Here is a 21170-nt window from a genome sequence, read left to right on the forward strand (position 1 = left end):
CGGCCTCCACGCGGTCAGGGAAGAACACGTGCACAGGCAGGGAGGAGCCGGCCTACACGAGGAGCAACCCGAGCCAGGGGTGCCGACCAACGGCTTTCGCTTGTGGAAGCGAATGATGCTCGCCGCACTGCCCGGCACATGCCGCACTGCCCGGCACATGCAACCGGCGGTCGTCTGTCAATCTTGGACACTTTCCGTTTCGCGCTAACGGAAAGTGTCCAAGATCTGCGATCCGGGTCCGCCAACTCGCCCGCCGACCGGTGGGACCGCCGCCGGAACCATCGCGCCGAGCGCGGCGTGGACCGCCGGACAATGCGCACCGCGAGTCACGTGCGAACGTGCCAGCGTTGCGGTCCAGAAGATGGTCACAAAACATCAGGCCGCCGGCGAACGGGCGACCGTACCCGGTGACGACTACGCGGCGGCGGCGAATCGAAGGGCCTGATCCAGAATGGTCACGGGTTCCCGATCCGGTTCCCCGGCGCGCCGCGCAGACGCTCCCCGACAGCGCCACGCCGAACAGCACGCCGAACAGGCCGATGGTGAGCCGGACCGTGCGCCATCCGAGCCGGGTCGGGGCGGGCGGCGCCCTGGCCGGGCACGGCTACCCTGGGTCGGTCCCCTGGCGCCGAGGAGGCCCACGGTGCACATCGAACAGACGATCGCCGAGCTGGAGCGCGTCGCCGCGCGCGAGGTGGGCCGGGGCAGCGAGGCGTTGGCCGCGCCCGCCGCCGGCGGACTGCTGGCCGCCGCCCGGTCGCTCGCCTCGGCCACCGCGCCGGACGCCGCGGTGTTCACCGGGTTCTTCATCCCCGGCGCCGAACCGCCGGCCGCGGAGACCGACGGCCCGCTCGGCGCGGTCCAGATCGCCGCCGCGGTGCGCCTTCTCGGCGGCCGGTGCCGCCTCGTCACCGACGAGCCGTGCGCCCCGGTGGTCGAGGCGGCCGTGGCCGTGGCCGCGCCGGGTCTGCCGGTGGACGTCGCGCCACTGCGGGGGTACGAGGAGTGGGCCGCCGCCCTGCTCCCCCGCTACGCCCGACTGACGCACCTCATCGCCTGTGAGCGCGTCGGCCCGGGGGTGGACGGTCGGCCCCGCAACATGCGCGGGGAGGACATCAGCGCGCACACCGCACCCCTGGACCGGCTCTACGCCTCCGGGTCGGCCTTCCGGATCGGCATCGGCGACGGCGGCAACGAACTGGGCATGGGCCGACTGCCGGCGGAACTGGTCGGACGGGTGGTCGCCGCGGGCGAGCGGATCCGGTGTGTGGTGGGCGCGGACGCGCTGCTCGTCGGCGGCACCTCGAACTGGGCCGCCGCCGCCCTCGTCGGCGCGTTGTCGCTGCTCCGGCCCGAGGTGCCCGCGCTTCGTACGCTGCTGGAGCCCACCTGGTCGTACGACCTGCTGGCCGCGATCGTGCGCGCGGGCGCGGTGGACGGGGTCCGCCGCCGCGCGACGCTCAGCGTGGACGGTCTCGACTGGCCCGCGTACGCCGAACCCCTCGCCCTCGTTGCCGAGCTGGTCAGGGCAGGCCGGTAGGGGCGGGTGGCTCGGCCGCCGGCCGCAGTGACCTGGGCGGGGGGCTGGCCGGGCGGGCATGCGCGGCACCGCGGGCGCGCGACGGCAGGTGCAGGGCGACCGCGACCACCGCGAAGGCCGCCCAGCCGGCAACGAGTGCCACGGTCGGGGAGATGTCCTGAACGTAGTGGTACGCGGTGAGGAAGCCGACGAGCCCGAGGCTGTTGCGGGCGAAGTGCCAGCTGAACTCGGGCAGCTGACGACGGGCCTCGACGGCGACCAGCACCCCCGAGTACGGGAAGGTCACCACCATGCCGCGCAACACCGCGCCGAGCAGCGTGGTGAGGATCGCCCCGACGAAGATCACTACCAACTTGAGCAGCACCGGCAGCCCGTCCGAGCGCGCCTCGGCGCCGGCGTCCGCGTCGGTGTCGGCGGCGATGTCGGCGCGCGGGTGGGCGACACGACGGCGCAGCAGCAGCATGGCCGCCAGCCAGAGCGCGAGCGTGCCGGCGAGGGCCGCCTCGAACGGGACACGGACGGCCAACAGCCCGGCGCTGAGCGCCACGTAGACGGCGATCCCCGCGCCGTCGGCGAGCAGGATCGGCCAGCGCAACCGGTGATGGGTCACGGCCACCGTGACGAAGAAGAGGTTGAGCCCGAGCACACCGAGCAACTGCGCGCCGTCCACCCGGTGGTCGGTGCTGACCAGGGCGAGCGTCATCGGCAACGGCAGGCTGTAGACCAGCGCCCGGAGTCGGACCGAGCGGATCACGCTGACGGCCCAGACCACGGCCGTCACCAGCAGGACCCCGCTCACCGTCATGGCTCACCCGTCTCCGCCCCGGGGTGGGGCCGTCAGTCCTGGAAGGTCGCGGCGTTCGCGCAGAGGTCGAACACGCGGGTGAGCCGGGCGACGTCCGTACGGTTGACCGAGAACTGGTTCTCGCCGATCTCGCCGTGCGCGGTCATGTGGGCCTCCCAACAGCTCGACCCGTCCCACAGTGCCAAATTGACGTGCAGGTGCGGACTGACCACACCGAGGGGCAGCAGGCCCACCCGCGCACCGGCCGCGCGCTGCTGCCGCACGAGTGCGGTCAGCTCGTCGCTCAAGGTGGCGTGGACGAAGACCCTGGTGATCTGGACACCCCGCTCCAGCGCCTCCAGGTTGGCCTCCCAGTAGCGCCGGCCGATCTCGCTACGCCACCAGCTGAGCTCCCCGCTCACCCGGGGCATCACGTTGGTCAGGGCGTCCAGTCGGCGCACGCAGGTGCGGGTCGCGCCGACCAGGTCCTCGTCCTCGTCGCCGCGCCGGATGATCCGACCGTCCGCGAGCTGCTCGGCCTCCAGCCGGAACTGCTCGTACCGCCGCTCCGCCTCCACCGCGACCCGGGTGCCGGCGTGCTGCTCGGCCGCTGCCCGCATGGCCCCGGCCAGCTCCGTGGTGGAGCGGACCAGCCAGGGCGGGCCGTCCAGCAGGGTGCGCAGGTGAAAGCGGCGCTCCGCGCGGGCCAGTGAGTCGACCAACAGCGAGATGGTGATGCCCATCAGGCCGGCCAGCAGCGACTCCACCCCGGAGGCGGCGTCGCTGAGGTCGAGCACGATGCTGAGGGTGATCGACAGCGTGATGCCGACAAGTGCCACCGGGTCGGTGTGCGCCACCAGACGAAGGAAGCCGCCGCCCTGGTCCCGTAGCCGCTGGCGGGCCACGTCACGGGTCATCGAGATCCCCCAATCAGCCGCTCCCGCCAGCGTAGACAGCAGCCACAACCAGCGGCCCCGCCGCAGCGGGCCGGTAGCATCCGGCGGGTGCAGAGAGCCGACGCGGCCCGGTCGACCGGAGCGGACGCCGAACGGATCGCGGCGGGGATCCGGTCCTGGGTGTGCTCGGCCCCGCTCCGCGACCTGGTCCACCGGTTCGGCGGCGAGTGGCCGGCCGGTGACCTCGACGAGGTGCTGCGGTTCCTGGACGACTTCTCCGCCCGACACTGGGACTTCCGGGGCGGGCGGGAGCGACCCGAGGCCCGGGAACCCGACCTCGACCCGGCCACCGCGGCGCTGGTCCTGGACGCGGCTGCCGCGCTCGGGTTGATCCACCCGATGCCGCCGACCCGGCCGGCGTACGCCCACCTGGTGGTGCTCGGCGGCCTGGCGCACGCCTGCGTACGACGCGTCGGGTACGCCGCGCACCTGCTCCGCGCCGGCCTTCCGGTGAGTGGCGAGGTCGCCGTCCTGGGCAGCTTCCGGCCGCTGTCGGAGTGGGAACGCCGGACGCTCGCCGACGCGGGCCTCCCGGCCGACGACACCGAGGTGGACGTGCTGGACACCGCCGTCCGGCGGGTGTTCGGGGTGGCCGACCCGGCGGAGCAGGCTGGCGTCGACGCCGGCCACCCACACCACTCCTGGTCGTCACGGACCTACCGGCCGGACGGGCTGCCGCCGATCCGGGTGCTGGCCGCGCCGTCCAGCGAGCCGGACCGGCGGCGGGCACACACCGCCGACACCCAGCGGTTCTGGGCCGGCCACGTCCGGCTCGCCGCGGGCGACGAGGTGCTGATGGTCACCGCGCCGATCTACGTGCCGTTCCAGCACTCCGACGCGTTGCGCACCCTGGCCCTGCCCTACGGGTGCGGCATCGAGACGGTGGGGGTGGACCCGACGCTCGCCGACCTGGCGGTGCTGCCCGAGCAGACGCTCACGCCCGGCCGCTACCTGCAGGAGATCCGCTCGGCGATCCGCTCGATGCGCGCCCTGCACACCGCCTGAGCCTCGCTCAGCCGGCGGTGTCGGCGACGGCCTGGGCGAAGACCTCGGAACGGTGCTCGAAGTTGCGGAACCGGCCGTAGCTGGGCGCGGCCGGCGACAACAGCACCACCCCGCCGGCCGGGGTCAGCTCCCGGGACAGCCGGACCGCGTCCACCAGGTCGTCGACCAGTTCGGTACGCACCTTCGGCAGGCCGGCGAGCACCTCGACGATGCGGGTGCCGCTGTCCGGAATCCCGATGACGGTCAGCTCCCGCTCGGCCAGGTGCTCGGCCAGCGGGGTGTAGTCCAGACCCCGGTCGTTACCCCCGACGATCACGGTCAGCGGCCGCCCGTCGTACGCGTCGATGGCGTGCATGGCCGCGTACGGGCTGGTGGCCAGGGTGTCGTCGACGAACGTCAACCCGGACGGGTCGATGATCTCGGTGAGCCGGTGGGCCAGCCCCTGGAACTCGGCGACCGCGACGGCGAGGTGATCCTTCTCGGTCACCACGTCCATGCCGAGCGCGGCGAGCACGGCGAGCGCGACGCACAGGTTGCCCTCGTTGTGCCGGCCCACCAGCGGTAGTACGGCACGCGGGAACAGCGGCTGGTCGCCGAGGTGGAACCAGGGCGTACCGTCGCCGCCGGCGGTGACGTGGACGCTGTCGGGACGGCCGGCGCGGATGGCCGGCAGGTCCCCCAGCTCGGCGGCGAGCCGCGGGTCCCCGCCGTTGACGACGATCGTCTGCGGGTCGTGGGCGAGCAGGTTGAGCTTGTCCCGGTAGTACTCCCGCTCCCCACCGTGCGCGTCCAGGTGCTCGGGGAAGAGCGCGGTGACGACCGCCACGCGGGGCGAGTCGGTGAGATCGCTGCACTGGTAGCTGGACAGCTCCAGCACGTACAGCTCCGCCTCCGGCAGGTCCAGGGTCGGCACCCCGATGTTGCCGCCGAAGACGTTCGGCCGGCCCGTCGCGATGAGCAGATGGCTGATCAGGCTGGATGTGGTGCTCTTGCCCTTGCTGCCGGTGACCCCGACGGTGCGCGCTGCGTGGTCGGCCATCCACAGCGCGGTGCCCTGGGTGACCAGGACGCCGCGTCGGCGCAGCTCGACGAGCCACGGGTGGGTCTGCGGCACGCCCGGGGAGCGGACCACCACGTCGGCGGCGGCCAATCGTTCGAAGCCCGCCTCGCCGGTGACCAGCGGCGCCGCCTCGGCCAGCGGGCCGTCCCAGGGCAGCGACAGGAAGTTGGCGCTGTCGTCGACGGCGACCAGCTCGGCCGGGCCGTGCGCGGCGATGGCGGTCACAGCGGCCCGGCCCTCCCGGCCGGTGCCCCAGACGGCGACGGTACGTCCGCGCAGGTCAGACAGGCGCACTGGGCTCTCCTCGGGGATCGCAGCGGCGGCAGGGCGGGGCCGGTCCGGACACGGCCGGACGAACCAGGGCCTAGTATGGCGTGTGCCCAACGAGCAGCTCCGGCGGATGGACGCCTTCACCTTCCCGTCCTACTCGATCGACTTCGCCACCGGCGAGGTGTTGTTCGACTACGCCCTGACCGGTCCCGCCGGTGAGCAGCGGTTCACCGAGGTGATCACCCTTCCGCTACCGGCCGAGCCGCCGTCGGACGAGACGGTGGCGACCCTCGGCCGGGTGCTGGAGGTCCTGCACCTCGTCGCCGGGGTCAGCTACTACAAGACCGCCGCGCCGCCCCGGCTCGTACTGCCGGCGCCGCTGGGCGCGGCCACCGTCGACTACGTCACGGCCGTCTACACCAAGGGCCTCGCCGAGTACGCGTACCGCAACCAACTGCCGCACGTGCTCCAGCTACGCCCGGAGGTGCCGGCCGGCTCGCCGGAACCCCCGCGCGTGTACGACGACTCCGACCGTCGTCCGCTCTCGGCGGTGGGTGGCGGGAAGGACTCGATCGTCAGCCTGGAGGCGCTGCGCCAGGCCGAGTTCGACCCGGTGCCGTTCTCGGTCAACCCGAACCACGTGATCGTCTCGGTGAACGAGGCGTCCGGGCTGATCCCGCTGGCCGCCCGTCGGCGGATCGACCCGGTGCTGTTCGACCTGAACGCGGCCGGAGCGCTGAACGGGCACATCCCGGTGACCGCGATCAACTCGCTGATCGCGGTGGCGACCGCGGTGCTGCACGGCCTGGGACCGGTGGTGATGTCGAACGAGCGCTCGGCGTCCGACCCGAACCTGGTCTGGGACGGCCACGAGATCAACCACCAGTGGTCCAAGGGTGTCGAGGCGGAGGGGCTGCTGCGGGCGTCGCTGGCCGAGCACGCCGGCCTGACCGAACCGTACTTCTCACTGCTGCGCTCGCTGTCCGAGCTGCACATCGCCCGATTGTTCGCCGAGTTCACCAGGTACGACGACGTGGTGACCAGCTGCAACGCCGCGTTCAAGCTGCGGAACGCGAGCGAGCGCTGGTGCCGGGACTGCCCGAAGTGCCGGTTCGTCTTCCTGGCCATGGCACCGTTCATGCCGCGTGAGCGGATCACCCACATCTTCGGCGGCGACCTGCTCGCCGACGAGTCGCAGATCCCCGGCTACCGCGAACTGCTGGGCCTGGACGGCCACAAGCCGTTCGAGTGCGTGGGCGAGGTCGAGGAGTCGGTGGTGGCCCTCGGCCTGCTCGCCGAACAGGACCAGTGGCGCGACGCCCCGGTGATCCGAGCCCTGGTCGACGCCGTACCCGCGACAGCCTGGTCCGCGGTGGCCTCGTCGGACGTCTTCACCCCCGGCGGCCCCAACCACATCCCCCCCACCTACGCCAAGGCCCTAACTCGGAAGTAGACCCACTTCCTCCCGATTAGGGCCGCTTCGCGCAGCGGAGCGACAGCGACTAACCCCCCTCCTCTAACCCCACCCCACCAAACCCCAGCCCCGCCCCAGCCGCGTTGATCATGAGGTTGTAGCCACCCCGACCGGCGTGTCGTGACGATAACTCCATGATCAACGGGGTCGGGCGGGCGCAACGGGGTCGGGCGGGGGCAACGGGGTCGGGCGGGGGCAACGGGGTCGGGCGGGGGCAGTGGGGGCCGGGGGTTTAGGGGGTTCGGACTGCTTTTAGGGCCAGTAGGGCTACGTGTAGGGAGAGGGTGGCCTCTACCGAGTCGAGGTCCACGTCGAGGATGCGGGCGATGCGGGCCAGGCGCTCGTAGAACGCCGGCCGGGACAGGTGGGCGGCAGCGGCGCCCGCGGTCTTGTTGCGCCCCTGCTCCAGGTACGCGCGCAGGGTGTCGAGCAACTGCTCCCGGGGGTGGCGGGCGTCGTACTCCAGCAGAGCGCCGAGTTCGCGTTCCACGAAGGTCTGCAACCGAGGCTCGTCGCGCAGCAGGTGCAGCAGCCCGGCCAGCCCCACGTGCGGTAGCCGGAAGATCGGCAGGTCCCGCCGGTCCTGCCGGGCCGCCTCGGCGATCTGCCGCGCCTCGACCAGCGACCGTCGGGCCTCGCGCAGGCTCCCCACCCCGGACCCGGCGGCCACGATCACGGCACCCGGACCAGCAACCCGGTGCGGATCGGCAGCGAACGGTTCGGGAGCGGCCGCCGACCGGGGCGCGGCCGGGGCGCGCCCAGAGCGAGACGCGTCCGCACCGGTTGGGGTCCGGGACGGATCAGCGCCCGACGTCGCCCGCCCCGCGCCGGAGTCGAGGCGTACCCGACGCAGTGCGCTGGCGAACGCGGACAGCGCGCGGTCCTCGGCGGCCGGGTCGGTCAGGGCCAGCAGCACACCCACCGAATTGTCGTCGACCGCGCTGGCGAGCCCGGTCAGCTTCGCCTCGCGCAGCGTCTGGCCGACCGCCTCGGACAGGTCCCGCAGCCGGGCCTGCGCGGCCTCCGGGCCGCCCTCCCCGCCCGGGTCCTCAGCCCGGTGTCGGACCATCACGCCCACCAGGTGCCGACGGTCGAGCACCACGCCGAGCGCCTTGGCCCGCAGTGCCACCTCGTCCACCGGTCGGGAGTGGTCGAGGAGCGCGGTGAGCAGGGTGCGGTGGATCTGCCGTTCCAGCCCTTCGGCGTCGCGGCGGATCAACCGGCCCAGTGCGAGGGTGGACGCGGCCCGCTCGATCAGGATGGTCAACCGGGTGGGCGGGCCGGCGATCGGCTCGCTGGACTGGGCGCTGGGCACGTCGCCGCTGGCCGGCCAGCGCAGCAGCAGCCGCCCCCAGTCCTGCCCCCGGGCGCCGACGGCTGTCACCAGCCAGCCGCTGTCCGGGTCGTACGCGGTCCGACCGGCTGGTCGGATCCGCCGCGAATGTTGCTCCCAGCTGTCCAGCAGCAGCTCGGCGCTCTCCCCCGCCGGGTCGTACCCCAGCACCTGACGGGACAGGTTCTCCAACACCACCGGGCAACCGGACAGCTCGGCGGCCTGCCGGATCACCTCGGCGGCGTCGGCGCCCTCGACGGACAGGTCGTTGAAGCGCTGGTGGATCTCCTCGGTGGCGCGCAGCTCGGTGAGCTGCGCGTCGACGATCAGTGCGTGTACCGCCTCGGTGATCCGCACGAACGGGGTGGCACGGCGCAGTTCCACCAGCGGCAGCCCGCGCCGCTCGGCGGCGGCCACCATCACCCGGGGCACCCCGCTGACGTAGCGGCGGCCCAACTCGACGACGAGCCCGGAGACGCCGACGTCGGCCAGGTCCCCGATGAACGCGCGGAGCCCGGCGTCGTCGCCGGGTAGGCCGATGCCGGTGGTGAGCACCAACTCGCCGCCGCCGAGCAGGGTGGCGATGTCCGGCACCTCGGCGACGTGCACCCAGCGGACCGGCCGGTCCAGTCCGGCGTCCCCGGCGACCACGCGCGGTGCGCCGTGGCGGACCGGGTCCAGGGCGAGGACCTCACGCACGGTAGGGAACACGGCCGACACGCTACCCTCCGTGACGTCGGATCTCGACATTCGTCGGGCGACGTCACGGAGGGTCAACGCGGTTTCGCTCAGTCGACGCCGAACTCCATGGCGGCCCGGTCGAGTGCCTCGTCGTCGGCGGAGGCGACACCCCGGGAGGCGATCGCTTCCGCGCCGCCCTCCGGCATCGCGCCGATCAGCCCGGTCGAGGCCGCCTGCGCGGCGCCGACCATCCGCTGCGGGGTCCCCCCGCCGACCATGCCGAGGTTGGCGTACTGCTCCAGCTTCGCCCGCGAGTCGGCGATGTCCAGGTTGCGCATGGTGAGCTGGCCGATCCGGTCCGACGGGCCGAACGCCGAGTCCTCGGTACGCTCCATCGACAGCTTGTCCGGGTGGTAGCTGAAGGCCGGGCCGGTGGTGTCCAGGATCGAGTAGTCCTCGCCCCGACGCAGCCGCAGGGTCACCTCGCCGGTGACCGCCGTGCCGACCCAACGCTGCAACGACTCGCGCAGCATCAGCGCCTGCGGGTCCAGCCAGCGGCCCTCGTACATCAGCCGGCCCAGGCGACGGCCCTCGTTGTGGTAGTTCGCCAGGGTGTCCTCGTTGTGGATGGCGTTGACCAGCCGCTCGTACGCGTAGTGCAGCAGCGCCATGCCGGGCGCCTCGTAGATGCCGCGGCTCTTGGCCTCGATGATCCGGTTCTCGATCTGGTCGGACATACCCAGGCCGTGCCGGCCGCCGATGGCGTTGGCCTCCAGCACCAGGTCGACGGCGTTGCCGAACTCCTTGCCGTTGATCGTCACCGGGCGGCCCTGGTCGAAGCCGATGGTGACGTCCTCGGTCGGGATCTCCACCGCCGGGTCCCAGAACCGGACGCCCATGATCGGGCTGACCGTCTCGATGCCGGTGTCGAGGTGCTCAAGGGTCTTCGCCTCGTGCGTGGCGCCCCAGATGTTGGCGTCCGTGGAGTACGCCTTCTCGGTGCTGTCCCGGTAGGGCAGGCCGCGTTCGAGCAGCCACTCCGACATCTCCTTGCGCCCACCCAACTCGGTGACGAAGGCGGTGTCGAGCCACGGCTTGTAGATGCGCAGCATCGGGTTGGCCAGCAGGCCGTACCTGTAGAAGCGCTCGATGTCGTTGCCCTTGAACGTCGAGCCGTCGCCCCAGATCTGGACGTCGTCGGAGATCATCGCCCGAACCAACAGGGTCCCGGTCACGGCCCGACCGAGCGGGGTGGTGTTGAAGTACGCCCGGCCGCCCGAGCGGATGTGGAAGGCCCCGCAGGTCAACGCTGCCAGGCCCTCCTCGACGAGGGCGGCGCGGCAGTCGACGAGTCGGGCGACCTCGGCGCCGTAGCTGAGCGCGCGGCCGGGCACCGAGGCGATGTCAAGCTCGTCGTACTGGCCGATGTCGGCGGTGTAGGCGCAGGGCACGGCGCCCTTGTCGCGCATCCACGCGACCGCGACCGAGGTGTCGAGGCCGCCGGAGAAGGCGATGCCGACACGTTCGCCGGAGGGCAGGGAGGTGAGAACCTTGGACACGGGGAAAATTATGCAACAGAGCGCATGGACATGCAAGCCGGAGTGAATTAATCGTTCTCGCCCAGCGGGTCGTCGCGACCCAACTCCCAGAAGGCGACCGCCGCGGCGGCGGCGACGTTCAACGAATCCACCCCGCGTCGCATCGGGAGCCGCACCCGTACGTCACTGGCGCTCTGCGCCGCGCCGGTCAATCCCGGACCCTCGGCACCGAACAGCAACGCCGCCCGCGCCCGCTGGTCCGGGGAGAGCCGCTGCATCGGCAGCGCCTCCGCCGCCGGGGTCAACGCCAGCACCGTGAAGCCGGCCTCCCGTACCTGGTCCAGGCCCGCCGGCCAGCGGCTGAACTTGGCGTACGGCACCGCGAAGACCTCGCCCATGCTGACCCGGACGCTGCGCCGGTAGAGCGGGTCGGCACAGGTCGGCGACAACAACACCCCGTCGATGCCGAGTGCGGCGGCGCCCCGGAAGACGGCACCCAGGTTGGTGTGGTTGTTGATGTCCTCCAGGATCACCACCCGGCGCGCGGCGGCCAGCACCTCGTCCGCCGTCGGCAGCGGCCGGCGGTGGAACGACGCCAGCACCCCCCGGTGTACGTGGAAGCCCGTGGCCCGTTCCAGCACGTCAGGCGTCGCGGCGTAGACCGGCGCGTCGTCGGTGTCCAGGTCGGCGAGCTGGTCGATCCGCTTGGCGTCGACCAGGTACGACCGGGCCGGGTAGCCGGCCCGCAACGCCCGGCGCAGCACCAGCTCCCCCTCGGCGATGAACAGGCCGTGCGGCGGCTCCCAGCGGGTGCGCAGTTCGACGTCGGTGAGCGCACGGTAGTCGGCGATGCGGTCGTCGTCAGGGTCGGTGATCTGGTGGACGGGCACCCGACGATTCTGCCGGACGGCGCACCTCGCCCACCGACGCCCGCCCGCCGGAGTGGTTTGTCCGAAGAAGAAGGGCAATGACCGGCGCAGCATCGGGCCGGCCGGAAGGATCAGCCAGGTGAGCGCAGACCACACCACCGCAGGTGCGGCGGGGGCCCTGCCCCGGCACCCGACCGTCGCGGACCACATCGTGTCCCGGCTGGCCAGCTGGGGCGTACACCGCTACTTCGGCTACCCCGGCGACGGCATCAACGGCCTCACGTCCGCGCTGCAACGCACAGATGGTCGCGCCCAGTTCATCCAGGTCCGCCACGAGGAGACCGCGGGCTTCGCCGCGTCGGCACACGTCAAGTACGGCGGCGGTCCGCTGGGCTGCGCCCTGGTGACCAGCGGCCCGGGCGCCATCCACCTGCTCAACGGCCTGTACGACGCCAAGCTCGACCACCAACCGGTGATCGCCCTGGTCGGGCACACCGCGACCACCGCCGAGGGCGGCGGCTACTACCAGGAGGTCGACCTGCTCGCCCTCTACAAGGACGTGGCAGCGGCATTCCTCGCCCAGCTCGACCACCCGGCGCAGGTACGCCACCTGGTCGACCGGGCGTGCCGCACCGCGCTGGCCCGACGTACCGTCACCGCCCTGATCCTCCCCCTGGACATCCAGGACGAGCCGGCCATCCCGGACCCACCCCACGCGCACGGCTACTACCAGACCAGCAACGTGCCGAGCAGCACTCCCACCGTGCCGCCGGAGGCCGACCTGCGCCGGGCCGCCGAGGTGCTCAGCGGTGGGCAGCGGGTGGCCATGCTGGTCGGGCAGGGCGCGCTGGGCGCGCAGGAGGAGGTTCGCGAGATCGCCCATCGGCTCGGCGCCGGGGTGGCCACCGCCCTGCTCGGTTTCACAGTCGTCGACCATCGCGAACCCTGGGTCACCGGGGCGATCGGACTGCTCGGCACCCGGCCGAGCTGGCAGCTGATGACCGGCTGCGACCGGCTGCTGATCGTGGGCAGCAACATGCCGTACTCGGAGTTCTACCCGCCACCCGGGCAGGCCCGCGCGGTGCAGGTCGACCTGGACGGCACCCAGCTCGGGTTGCGGTACCCGACCGAGGTGAACCTGACCGGCGACGCCCGCCCCACGTTGCGGGCGCTGCTGAACGAACTGGGACCCGGACCCGGGCCGACCGCCTGGCGGGCGGAGATCGCCGAGGCCACCTCCGCCTGGCGACGCGTGCAACGCGACCTGGCCGAGCAGACCGCCGACCCGGTCAACCCGCAACTGCTCTTCCACACCCTCAACGAGCGGCTGCCCGACGACGTCATGCTCGCCGTGGACTGCGGCACCACCACCGCCTGGTACGCCCGCCACCTCCAGGTCCGCCCCGGGATGCTGGCCAGCCTGTCCGGCACCCTGCTGTCCATGGGCGGCGCCATGCCGTACGCGCTGAGCGCCAAGTTCGCCCACCCCGACCGGCCGCTCGTCGCGCTGATCGGTGACGGCGCCATGCAGATGAACGGCGTCAATGAGCTGATCACCGTGGCGAAGTACTGGCGCGGGTGGGCCGACCCACGATTCGTGGTGCTGGTCCTGAACAACCGGGATCTGGCGTTCGTCAGCTGGGAGCAGCGTTCCTCGGAGGGGACGCCGATGTTCCCGGACAGCCAGCAGTTGCCGGACATCGCCTACCACCAGTGGGCGCAGGTGCTCGGGCTGCACGGTGAGCTGGTCGACTCCCCGGAGCAGGTGCCGGCGGTCTGGGAGCGGGCGCTCGCCGCCGATCGACCGGTGGTCATCAACGCCCTGGTCGACCCCGCCGAGCTGATGCTGCCGCCGCACTTCACCGTCGAACAGGCCCGCAAGACCGCGGCGGCGGTGCTGCGCGGCGACACCGACTGGGCCGGCATCATCCGGCGGGGCATCCCGTCCACTCTCGCGAGCTACCGCCCCCGCCGCCGCAAGGGCTGACCCAAGGACTTCCGTACCGATCCGGGATCTCCGACACATCGAGGGATTGCCCGCGATCGATCATGGGTACCTGGCTGTCTGCTCACCCACGGGGGGTGGCACAAGGGAGCCGACGATGAGATCGACGACAATCAGACGAGGCATGGTCGCCGTGGTGGCGATGGCGTTGCTGGCCGGCTGCGGCGGCGGCGACGGTGACGGTGACGGTGACGGCGGAAAGCCGGCATCGAATGCCCCCAAGGACAACGGTGTCGCCGCACTCGAACCGACCGAGGCGCTTCAGCGCGCCACCACGGCGGTGCAGAACGCGAAGTCCTACCGCCTGGCCGGTGACATCGCCACCAGCGGCCAGAAGATGACCCTCGACTTCAAGATGACCGGCAGCGACCTGACCGGTCAGATATCCACGAACGACGGCACCGTGGAACTGCTCTCGGTGGGCGGCCAGCAGTACATCCGCCCGGACGCGAAGTTCTGGGCGAAGAACACAGGTGCCGAGGCATCGGGCGAGATCGTGAAGCTGATGGGCGACAAGTGGGCCAAGGTCTCCCAGAAGGACGAGTTCACCCAGATGTTCGACGTCGCCAACGTCGACGGGCTGCTCAAGCCCGACGGCACCATCACCAAGGGTGAGGCCAAGGAGATCAACGGCGTGCAGACCATCGGCCTCGTCGACGGCAAGAAGGAGGGCACCCTCTACATCGCCACCACCGGCGAGCCGTACCCGGTCCGGGTGGAGGGCAGCAACGCGGACGGGGCCAGCCAGATCACGTTGAGCGATTTCGGCGCGACCTTCGACGAGCTGAAGGCGCCGGCGGCGGACCAGATCGTCGACTTCGACCAGTTGAAGCGCAAGTAGCCCACCCACACTCCGCGGCCGGCGCCTCCCCACCCGTTGGGTGCGGAGGCGCCGGCACGTTGCCGGGTCAGCCTCGGCGGTCGAGCCATCGTTGCAGGGGCGAGCGGGGCTCCTCGGTGGTGGGCGGCTGTGGCCGGTCCGGGACCGCGGGGCGCTGCACCGGGCGGTGCGCGTCGCCGGCCAACTCGTGGCTGGGCGCCGCGAACGGCTTCTTCGGCTGTCCCTGCACGGCGGTGGCGATGACCCGGGCCACCGCGTCGATCACCTTGCCCTGCACCGCCGAGCCCACCGAGTCGGCCGGGTCGTCCGGGTTGGCGGCGATGCCGGCCACCGCGACCTGCGGGGTGAAACCGACGAACGTCTCGGTGGAGTTCTGCTCCGAACTGCCCGTCTTACCGGCCACCGGCCGACCGTCGAGGATGTCGTTCACACCGGTGGCGGTACCGCCGTTGCACTGCCCGAACGCCGACTGCTGACCCACTGGGCAGCGCGCCGCGTCGGTCGCGGCACGGGCGACGTCGGGGTCGAGCACCCGCTTGCAGGAGGGCTGCCCGACCGGCACCTTCGTGCCGTCCGCGGCGGTCACCGAGACCACCGGCACCGGGGTGCAGTAGGTGCCCTCGGCGGCCACCGTGGCGTACGCGTTGGCCAGGTCCAGCGGAGTGGTGGCGGCCACGCCGAGGGTGAACGAACCCCAGTTCGCGGCGTTGTTCTTCGCGAAGGCGGCGTCCGAGTCAGCGCGGAACGTGATGCCGAGCCGCTGTGCCATCTCGACCACCTTGTCCTGGCCGACCTGCTCGGCCAACCAGACGAAGTAGGTGTTCACCGAGCGACCGAAGCCGTCCCACATCATCCGGTACCCGTCCATCCAGTCCGGGTTGGCGTTCGCCGGGCACCAGTGGCCGTCGCAGCTGCCCGGCCCCTCGGCGGCGTACCGGGTGGGCAGCTTGGCGGGCGCGTCGAAACCGGTGGAGAGGGTACGGCCCGACTCCAGTGCGGCGAGCATGGTGAACAGCTTGAACGTCGAACCCGCCTGGTACCCGTCGACGCTGGCTCCGCCGGAGATCAACGGGTTGACGGTGTTCGGGTAGTTCGCCTGCCCGGCCGGGTTGTCGCCGAGGCTGTAGTGCCGGTTGACCGCCATCGCCAGCACCTGCCCGGTGCCCGGCTGGACCGCCGCGATCGGCAGGGCGCGCTTGTTGTCGTAGGAGTAGACCTTGGTGGCCTGCTTCTGCGCGGTGGCCTGGATCTTCGGGTCCAGCGAGGTGACCACGGTGTACCCGCCCGAACGCAGCGCCTGCTCACGCTCCGCGACGGTTGCCCCGAAGGCCGGCTGGGTCAGCCACCACTGGCGCAGGTAGTCGCAGAAGTAGCCCCAGTCGTCGTGGCCCTGGGAGACGGCGGTGCAGCCGTTGGGCTGGGCGGTGGGGTGCAGGTTCAGCGGCTCCGCCTTGGCCTGGGCGGCCTGCTCGGCGGTGATCGCACCGGTGGCGACCATCGAGTCCAGCACGTACGACCGGCGGGCCAACGCGTCGTCCTTGTCACCGCTGATCGGGCTGTACGCGTCCGGCGACTGCACCAGGCCGGCGAGCAGGGCCGACTCACCGAGGGTCAGCTGCGCCGGCGGCTTGCCGAAGTAGCGCTGGCTGGCCGCGGCGACCCCGTACGCGCCGGAGCCGAAGTAGGCGATGTTCAGGTACCTGTCGAGGATCTCGTCCTTGCCGAGGCTCTTGTCCAGCGCGCTCGCGTACCGGATCTCCTGGATCTTGCGCCCGACGGTGGGGTCGGTGGCGGCGGCCCGCTCCTCGGCGGTGCGGGTGGGGTCGGTCTTGAGGACGTTGCGGACGTACTGCATGGTCAGCGTCGAGCCGCCCTGCTCGGTGCCGCCGCCCTTGACGTTGGCGACCAGTGCGCGGGCGAGACCGCGCAGGTCAGCCCCGCCGTGGTCGTAGAAGCGCCGGTCCTCGGCCGCCACGATCGCCTGCCGCATCACCGGGGCGATCTCCGACAACGGGACGTCGGTGCGGTTCACGTCGTAGAACGTGGTGATCAGCGTCTTGCCGTCGTTGGCGTAGAGGTACGAGCGCTGCGGAGTCGCCGGGGTCTTCAGCGAGGCCGGCAACGCGGCGTACGACCCGAGCGCGGAGCGGGCGCCGAGGCCGAGCAGCAGGTTGCCCGGGAGCGCGGCGACGGCCAGGACAAGCCCGGCCAACACACCGGCGAGCAGCACGGTGAACAGCCGCGACAGCGGCGAGCGGGAGGCGGCCATGCTCCCCAGGATTGCCACGAAAGCCGCCAACCGACCACCCCCGCCCCGCAATTGTCAGCAACTTCACGCCCACCCACCAGCCAACTCCCACCCCACCCCACCCCACCCAGGGCCGGCCCCCTCCCGCCCCGACCCCCCGGTGATCATGGGGTTAGCGGGAGGTTTGATCACGGAATCACCCGCCAACCCCATGATCACCGGAGTGGGGCCGAAGGTCGGGCGCGGCCCGGGCGATTGACCTGCGTTGATCATGGAGTTGTTGCCATGACACGCCGAGGCCGAGCGCTATAACTCCATGATCAACCGGGGCGGGGCCGGATGGGCCGGATGGGTGGGTGGGTGGGACGGGGTGGGTGGGACGGGGTGGGTGGGACGGGGTGGGTGGGACGGGGTGGGACGGGGTGGGTGGGTGGGAGCCGGGTTAGGGGTTTGGGGTGCTTAGGCTGGCGGTGGCGGCGTCTCGTGCGGTTTCGCGGGGCATCAGGCGGCCGGAGCGGTAGCCGATGCCGATGCCGGCGATCAGCACGAAGATCGCGCCGAACGTCTGCAACGAGCCGATCAGGGCACCGCCCAGGCCGAGGAGGGGCGCGGCAATGATCAGCATGACGCCGTCGCCGAGGCTGAAGGTGCCCGAGCGGGCGACCGCCCACCCGGTGAGGAACCAGCCCACGCTGTAGAACGTCGCGCCGAGCAGCACCAACGCCCGCGCGGTGGTCCCGAAGACCGGCGTCTGCTCGGCGAGCCCGGCGAAGGGCAGCATCAGCACGGTGCCGGCGATGCTGACCAGCAGCCCGGCAGCGGCCACCCGACGGCTGCGGGTCGCCGCCAGCAGCCCGGTGAGGGCCAGCAGCGCGAGCAGACCGAGCCAGACCGCGGCCACCCAACCGATCAGGTACACCGCCCGGCCGTCGGCCGGATAGGGGTCGTTGCCCACCCCGCCGTCGCTGGCCATCGCCACCGCGCCGTAGAGGATGGCGTACGCGGGCAGCAGCCACACGGCCGCCCGCGCGAACCGGCGTACCGACCAGGCCCAGCTGGCGTTCGTGGCCGGGCCACCCGCGGTTGGCTCGTCGACGAACGGCAGTACGCCGAACCCGCCACCGGTGCTGCGGGACCCCAGTGGGGCGACCGGGTCGTGCGCGCCGGGCACCGGGGCCGAGGACCACATCCGATTCGCCGGATCCTTCATGCGTCACCTCGCTCGTCCGCGAGTGGTGCGGAACGCGCCGGGGCGCCCCGATTGCCTGGTCACCACCCGTCCTAGGACCGATCGTGGCAGGCCTCGGAGCGCCCCATGAGGCTTTCTCGCATTCAGGGCTGAGTCACCGGCCCCGGCCGACCGGGCGGCCGGCGTCCTGGATCAGCCGCGCTCGCGCTGGTCCGCCGGGTCCTCGGTCAGGCTGGCCGCAGACACCGGCTCCGGCGCGGGCAGCCCCTGCGGCTTGTTGCCGCCGGTGGCCTGCGCCTCGGCGACGCGTACCTCGTCGTGGATCCGCTGGGCGGCGTCCGCCGCGGCCTGCGCCGCCTCCGCGGCCTCGCGCTCGACCTGGCTCGCGTGTTCGGCCGCCTCCGGTGCGGGCAGGTCCCCCACCATCTGGCTCAGTCCGCCGAGCGCGCCACCCATGCCCTCCAGGGCCTTGGTCAGCTCGGCCGGGACGATCCAGACCTTGTTGGCGCTGCCCTGGGCGATCTGCGGCAGGGCTTGCAGGTACTGGTAGGCGAGCACCTTCTGGCTCGGGTTCGCCTGGTGGATCGCGTCGAAGACCGTCCGGATCGCCTTCGCCTGACCCTCGGCCTGCAGGATCCGGGCCTGCCGGTCACCGTCGGCCCGCAGCACCGCCGACTGCTTGTCACCCTCGGCGGTGAGGATCACCGACTGCTTGTGGCCCTCGGCGGTCAGGATCGCCGCGCGACGGTCCCGCTCGGCGCGCATCTGCTTCTCCATCGAGTCACGGATGCTGGCCGGCGGCTCGATCGCCTTGATCTCGACCCGGGTCACCTTGATGCCCCACCGGCCGGTGGTCTCGTCCAGCACCCCGGAGAGGTGCCGGTTGATCTCGTCCCGGCTGGTCAGCGCGCGCTCCAGATCGAGCGAACCGATCACGTTACGCAACGTGGTGACGGTCAACTGCTCGATGGCCTGGAGGAAGCTGGAGATCTCGTAGGTCGCCCGGACCGAGTCGACCACCTTGAAGTAGAGCACCGTGTCGATCGAGACCACCAGGTTGTCCGAGGTGATCACCGGCTGCGGCGGGAAGCTGACCACCTGCTCCCGCATGTCGACCTTCGTACGCACCGCGTCGATGAACGGCACCAGCAGGTTGAGGCCGGGGCTGAGGGTGCGCTTGTACTTACCGAGCCGTTCCACCACGTCCTGGCGCTGCTGCGGCACGATCCGCACCGCCTTGGCCAGCGTTATCACGGCGATCAACGCCACCGCGATCACCACCACCCCGATTAAGGTCATCCCGTTCACCCTCTCGCTTCCGGCAGCTCACCAGCGGAAGAAATATCGTCCTGCCACACCAGGGCTGTCGCGCCCCGGACTTTGATCACCCGAACCCGTTGACCAGGGTCGAACGTCTGCGTCGTGTCGTACGGGCGGGCACTCCACAGCTCACCGTCGATCTTGACGAGGCCGTGGTCGGCGTCCACCCGTTCCAGAACCAACGCCGTGGAACCCTCGATCGCTTCCACGCCGAACGGCTGCTCGCCGCTCTCCAGCGACGAACGCTGGTGCCGCCGGAGGGCCGGCCGGGCCACCAACAGACTCAGCGCCGACACCACCGCGAAGACAAGCGCCTGCACCGCTACCGGCGCGCCCAGGGCGGCAGCACCGCCAGCGGCGAACGCGCCAGCCGCGAACATGATCAGAAATAGCGTCGTCGTGAAGATCTCCGCGACGGCCAGCAGCACACCCAATACGATCCACACCACGGCGTCCACACCACGATCGTGACACGTATATGCACGCGCGGCCTCCCCAGGAAGATCAGTAGGCTCGGCGAATCCCTTTCCGACAGTGATTCGGCGGCCCGACCCGAGGAGATCCCGTTGACCCTGCTGCCCGAGACCGCCCGACAGATCGACGCCCAGGTCGCCCAGGCGCAGCTCGACGGGCACGCCCCGTCGGTGGTGCTGGGCGTGGTCCGCGACGGCGCGCTGGTCCACCTGGCCACCGCCGGCGAGCACCCCCGCCCGGACGCCGACCTGCAGTACCGGCTGGGCTCGATCAGCAAGACGATGACCGCGACCCTGATCATGCAACTGCGCGACGCCGGCCGGCTCGCCGTCGACGACCCGCTGGAGGAGCACCTCCCCGGCACCGGCGTCGGCGCGCTCACCCTGCGCCAGCTCCTCGGGCACGCCAGCGGGATCCAGCGCGAGCCCGAGGGCGACTGGTGGGAGCGGACCGCGGGAGTCGACCTGACCACCCTGCTCACCGGGGTCACCCCCGACAAGATCGCCTATCCGCCGCACGCCACCTACCACTACTCAAACCTCGCGTACGGGCTGCTCGGCGGCGTCCTCGAACGACTCACCGGGACACCCTGGGTCGACCTGCTCGGCGATCGGATCCTCACCCCGCTGGGCCTGCGCCGCACCACGTACGCGGCCACCGAGCCGTTCGCCCGCGGCTACGTCGTCCACCCCTGGCACGACACGCTGCGCGAGGAACCGCGGACCGACACCGGTGCGATGGCCCCCGCCGGGCAGCTCTGGTCGACGATCGAGGACCTGGGTCGGTGGGCCGCGTTCCTGGCCGACCCCGACCCCTCGGTGCTCGCCGCCGAGACGCTCACCGAGATGTGCTCCCCCGTCGTGGTCAGCGACCTGGAGTCCTGGACCCACGGGCACGGCCTCGGGCTGGAACTCTTCCGGGAGGGCAACCGGGTGTACGTCGGCCACGGCGGCTCGATGCCCGGCTACGGCGCCTCCCTGGCCGTGCACCGACCCACCCGTACCGCCGTGGTCGGCCTGGTCAACGCGTACACCCTGCGCAGCGTGCACCTCGGCGCGCTCGGACGACAGCTGCTCACCCAGGTGCTGGACGCCGAACCCGCTCCGGTCACCCCGTGGCGGCCGGCCGCCGCCCCGCCGCCCGCCGAACTGGCCGAGCTGACCGGCCGCTGGTGGTGGATGGGCACCACAATCGAGGTGTACGCGGACACCGCAGGCGACCTGCACGCCGGCCCGGTCGGCGCGCCGAACCTCCGCTTCGTCGCCGAGGGTCCGGACCGCTGGCGGGGCCGGGCCGGCGTCCAGGACGGCGAGATCCTCACCGTGCGCCGCGACGAGCAGGGCCGAGCGGTCGCGCTGGACATCGCCACTTTCGTCTACACCCGCACCCCCGACCAGGAACCCTGAATCGCCCGGCGCCCCGCGCGTCCCCGCACCCCCGCGCCCCGCCCCCCGCTCGCCGCTCGCCGCGCCCCGCTCGCCGCGCCCCGCGCCCCGCTCGCCGCTCGCCGCTCGCCGCTCGCCGCGCCCCGCTCGCCGCTCGCCGCGCCCCGCTCGCCGCGCCCCGCGCCCCGCTCGCCGCTC

General features: G+C 72.0%; 16 protein-coding genes. 6 read left to right on the forward strand and 10 right to left on the reverse strand.

Features of this window, described 5'->3' with window-relative positions:
- Positions 1-643: 643 nt before the first annotated feature.
- The gene (locus AB0C25_RS27345; protein ID WP_357377047.1) at positions 644-1540 is read left to right on the forward strand and encodes a glutamate cyclase domain-containing protein; all 897 of its coding nucleotides are present in this window, start codon (positions 644-646) and stop codon (positions 1538-1540) included.
- On the opposite strand, the gene AB0C25_RS27350 is transcribed toward AB0C25_RS27345, so the two are convergent.
- Complete coding sequence (locus tag AB0C25_RS27350) at positions 1524-2345, reverse strand: hypothetical protein (protein ID WP_357377048.1); 822 nt, start codon at positions 2343-2345, stop codon at positions 1524-1526. The genes AB0C25_RS27345 and AB0C25_RS27350 overlap by 17 nt on opposite strands.
- A 32-nt stretch (positions 2346-2377) precedes the next feature.
- The gene (locus AB0C25_RS27355) at positions 2378-3241 is read right to left on the reverse strand and encodes a hypothetical protein (RefSeq protein ID WP_357377049.1); all 864 of its coding nucleotides are present in this window, start codon (positions 3239-3241) and stop codon (positions 2378-2380) included.
- A gap of 87 nt (positions 3242-3328) precedes the next feature.
- Here AB0C25_RS27355 and AB0C25_RS27360 point away from each other — a divergent pair, with 87 nt between their 5' ends.
- A complete protein-coding gene (locus AB0C25_RS27360) occupies positions 3329-4285 on the forward strand; it encodes a hypothetical protein (RefSeq protein WP_357377050.1) in 957 nt (318 codons plus the stop codon).
- Positions 4286-4292: 7 nt separating this feature from the next.
- Here AB0C25_RS27360 and murD read toward each other — a convergent pair whose 3' ends face one another.
- Complete coding sequence (gene murD / locus AB0C25_RS27365) at positions 4293-5639, reverse strand: UDP-N-acetylmuramoyl-L-alanine--D-glutamate ligase (protein ID WP_357377051.1); 1347 nt, start codon at positions 5637-5639, stop codon at positions 4293-4295.
- Positions 5640-5721: 82 nt separating this feature from the next.
- Here murD and AB0C25_RS27370 point away from each other — a divergent pair, with 82 nt between their 5' ends.
- On the forward strand, positions 5722-7068 hold the full coding sequence (locus AB0C25_RS27370) for a hypothetical protein (protein ID WP_357377052.1): 1347 nt from the start codon (positions 5722-5724) through the stop codon (positions 7066-7068).
- A 253-nt stretch (positions 7069-7321) separates the two neighbouring features.
- Here the strand turns inward: AB0C25_RS27370 and AB0C25_RS27375 are convergent, their stop codons facing one another.
- From AB0C25_RS27375 to AB0C25_RS27385, 3 genes are read right to left on the reverse strand one after another with little or no spacing between them, the layout of a single operon-like run.
- Positions 7322-9172, reverse strand: a complete 1851-nt coding sequence (locus AB0C25_RS27375) for a PucR family transcriptional regulator (protein WP_357377053.1) — start codon at positions 9170-9172, stop codon at positions 7322-7324.
- Positions 9173-9210: 38 nt separating this feature from the next.
- Positions 9211-10662, reverse strand: coding sequence for an argininosuccinate synthase (gene argG / locus AB0C25_RS27380; protein WP_357377054.1), 1452 nt, complete (start codon positions 10660-10662; stop codon positions 9211-9213).
- 47 nt (positions 10663-10709) lie between these two features.
- Positions 10710-11609 carry an RNA methyltransferase gene (locus AB0C25_RS27385; protein WP_357377093.1) on the reverse strand — a complete coding sequence of 300 codons (900 nt, stop codon included), beginning with the start codon at positions 11607-11609 and terminating at the stop codon, positions 10710-10712.
- A 40-nt stretch (positions 11610-11649) separates the two neighbouring features.
- Between AB0C25_RS27385 and AB0C25_RS27390 the strand changes: the two genes are divergently transcribed.
- The gene (locus tag AB0C25_RS27390) at positions 11650-13497 is read left to right on the forward strand and encodes a thiamine pyrophosphate-requiring protein (RefSeq protein ID WP_357377055.1); all 1848 of its coding nucleotides are present in this window, start codon (positions 11650-11652) and stop codon (positions 13495-13497) included.
- Between the two features lie 115 nt (positions 13498-13612).
- Positions 13613-14356: a hypothetical protein gene (locus AB0C25_RS27395; RefSeq protein ID WP_357377056.1), complete on the forward strand. Its 744-nt coding sequence runs from the start codon at positions 13613-13615 to the stop codon at positions 14354-14356.
- A 67-nt stretch (positions 14357-14423) separates the two neighbouring features.
- Here AB0C25_RS27395 and AB0C25_RS27400 read toward each other — a convergent pair whose 3' ends face one another.
- The 4 genes from AB0C25_RS27400 to AB0C25_RS27415 all read right to left on the reverse strand — a co-directional run bounded on the left by AB0C25_RS27400 (position 14424) and on the right by AB0C25_RS27415 (position 19571).
- Positions 14424-16625, reverse strand: coding sequence for a transglycosylase domain-containing protein (locus tag AB0C25_RS27400; RefSeq protein WP_357377057.1), 2202 nt, complete (start codon positions 16623-16625; stop codon positions 14424-14426).
- Positions 16626-17046: 421 nt separating this feature from the next.
- Positions 17047-17814: a hypothetical protein gene (locus AB0C25_RS27405; protein WP_357377058.1), complete on the reverse strand. Its 768-nt coding sequence runs from the start codon at positions 17812-17814 to the stop codon at positions 17047-17049.
- Positions 17815-17985: 171 nt separating this feature from the next.
- Complete coding sequence (locus AB0C25_RS27410) at positions 17986-19092, reverse strand: SPFH domain-containing protein (protein WP_357377059.1); 1107 nt, start codon at positions 19090-19092, stop codon at positions 17986-17988.
- 5 nt (positions 19093-19097) lie between these two features.
- Positions 19098-19571, reverse strand: coding sequence for an NfeD family protein (locus AB0C25_RS27415; protein ID WP_357078026.1), 474 nt, complete (start codon positions 19569-19571; stop codon positions 19098-19100).
- A 108-nt stretch (positions 19572-19679) separates the two neighbouring features.
- On the opposite strand from AB0C25_RS27415, the gene AB0C25_RS27420 reads away from it, so the two are divergent.
- Positions 19680-20993: a serine hydrolase domain-containing protein gene (locus AB0C25_RS27420; protein WP_357377060.1), complete on the forward strand. Its 1314-nt coding sequence runs from the start codon at positions 19680-19682 to the stop codon at positions 20991-20993.
- The last annotated feature ends 177 nt before the right edge of the window (positions 20994-21170 follow it).

This window comes from Micromonospora sp. NPDC048839 (assembly GCF_040649915.1).
Taxonomy (GTDB): domain Bacteria; phylum Actinomycetota; class Actinomycetes; order Mycobacteriales; family Micromonosporaceae; genus Micromonospora.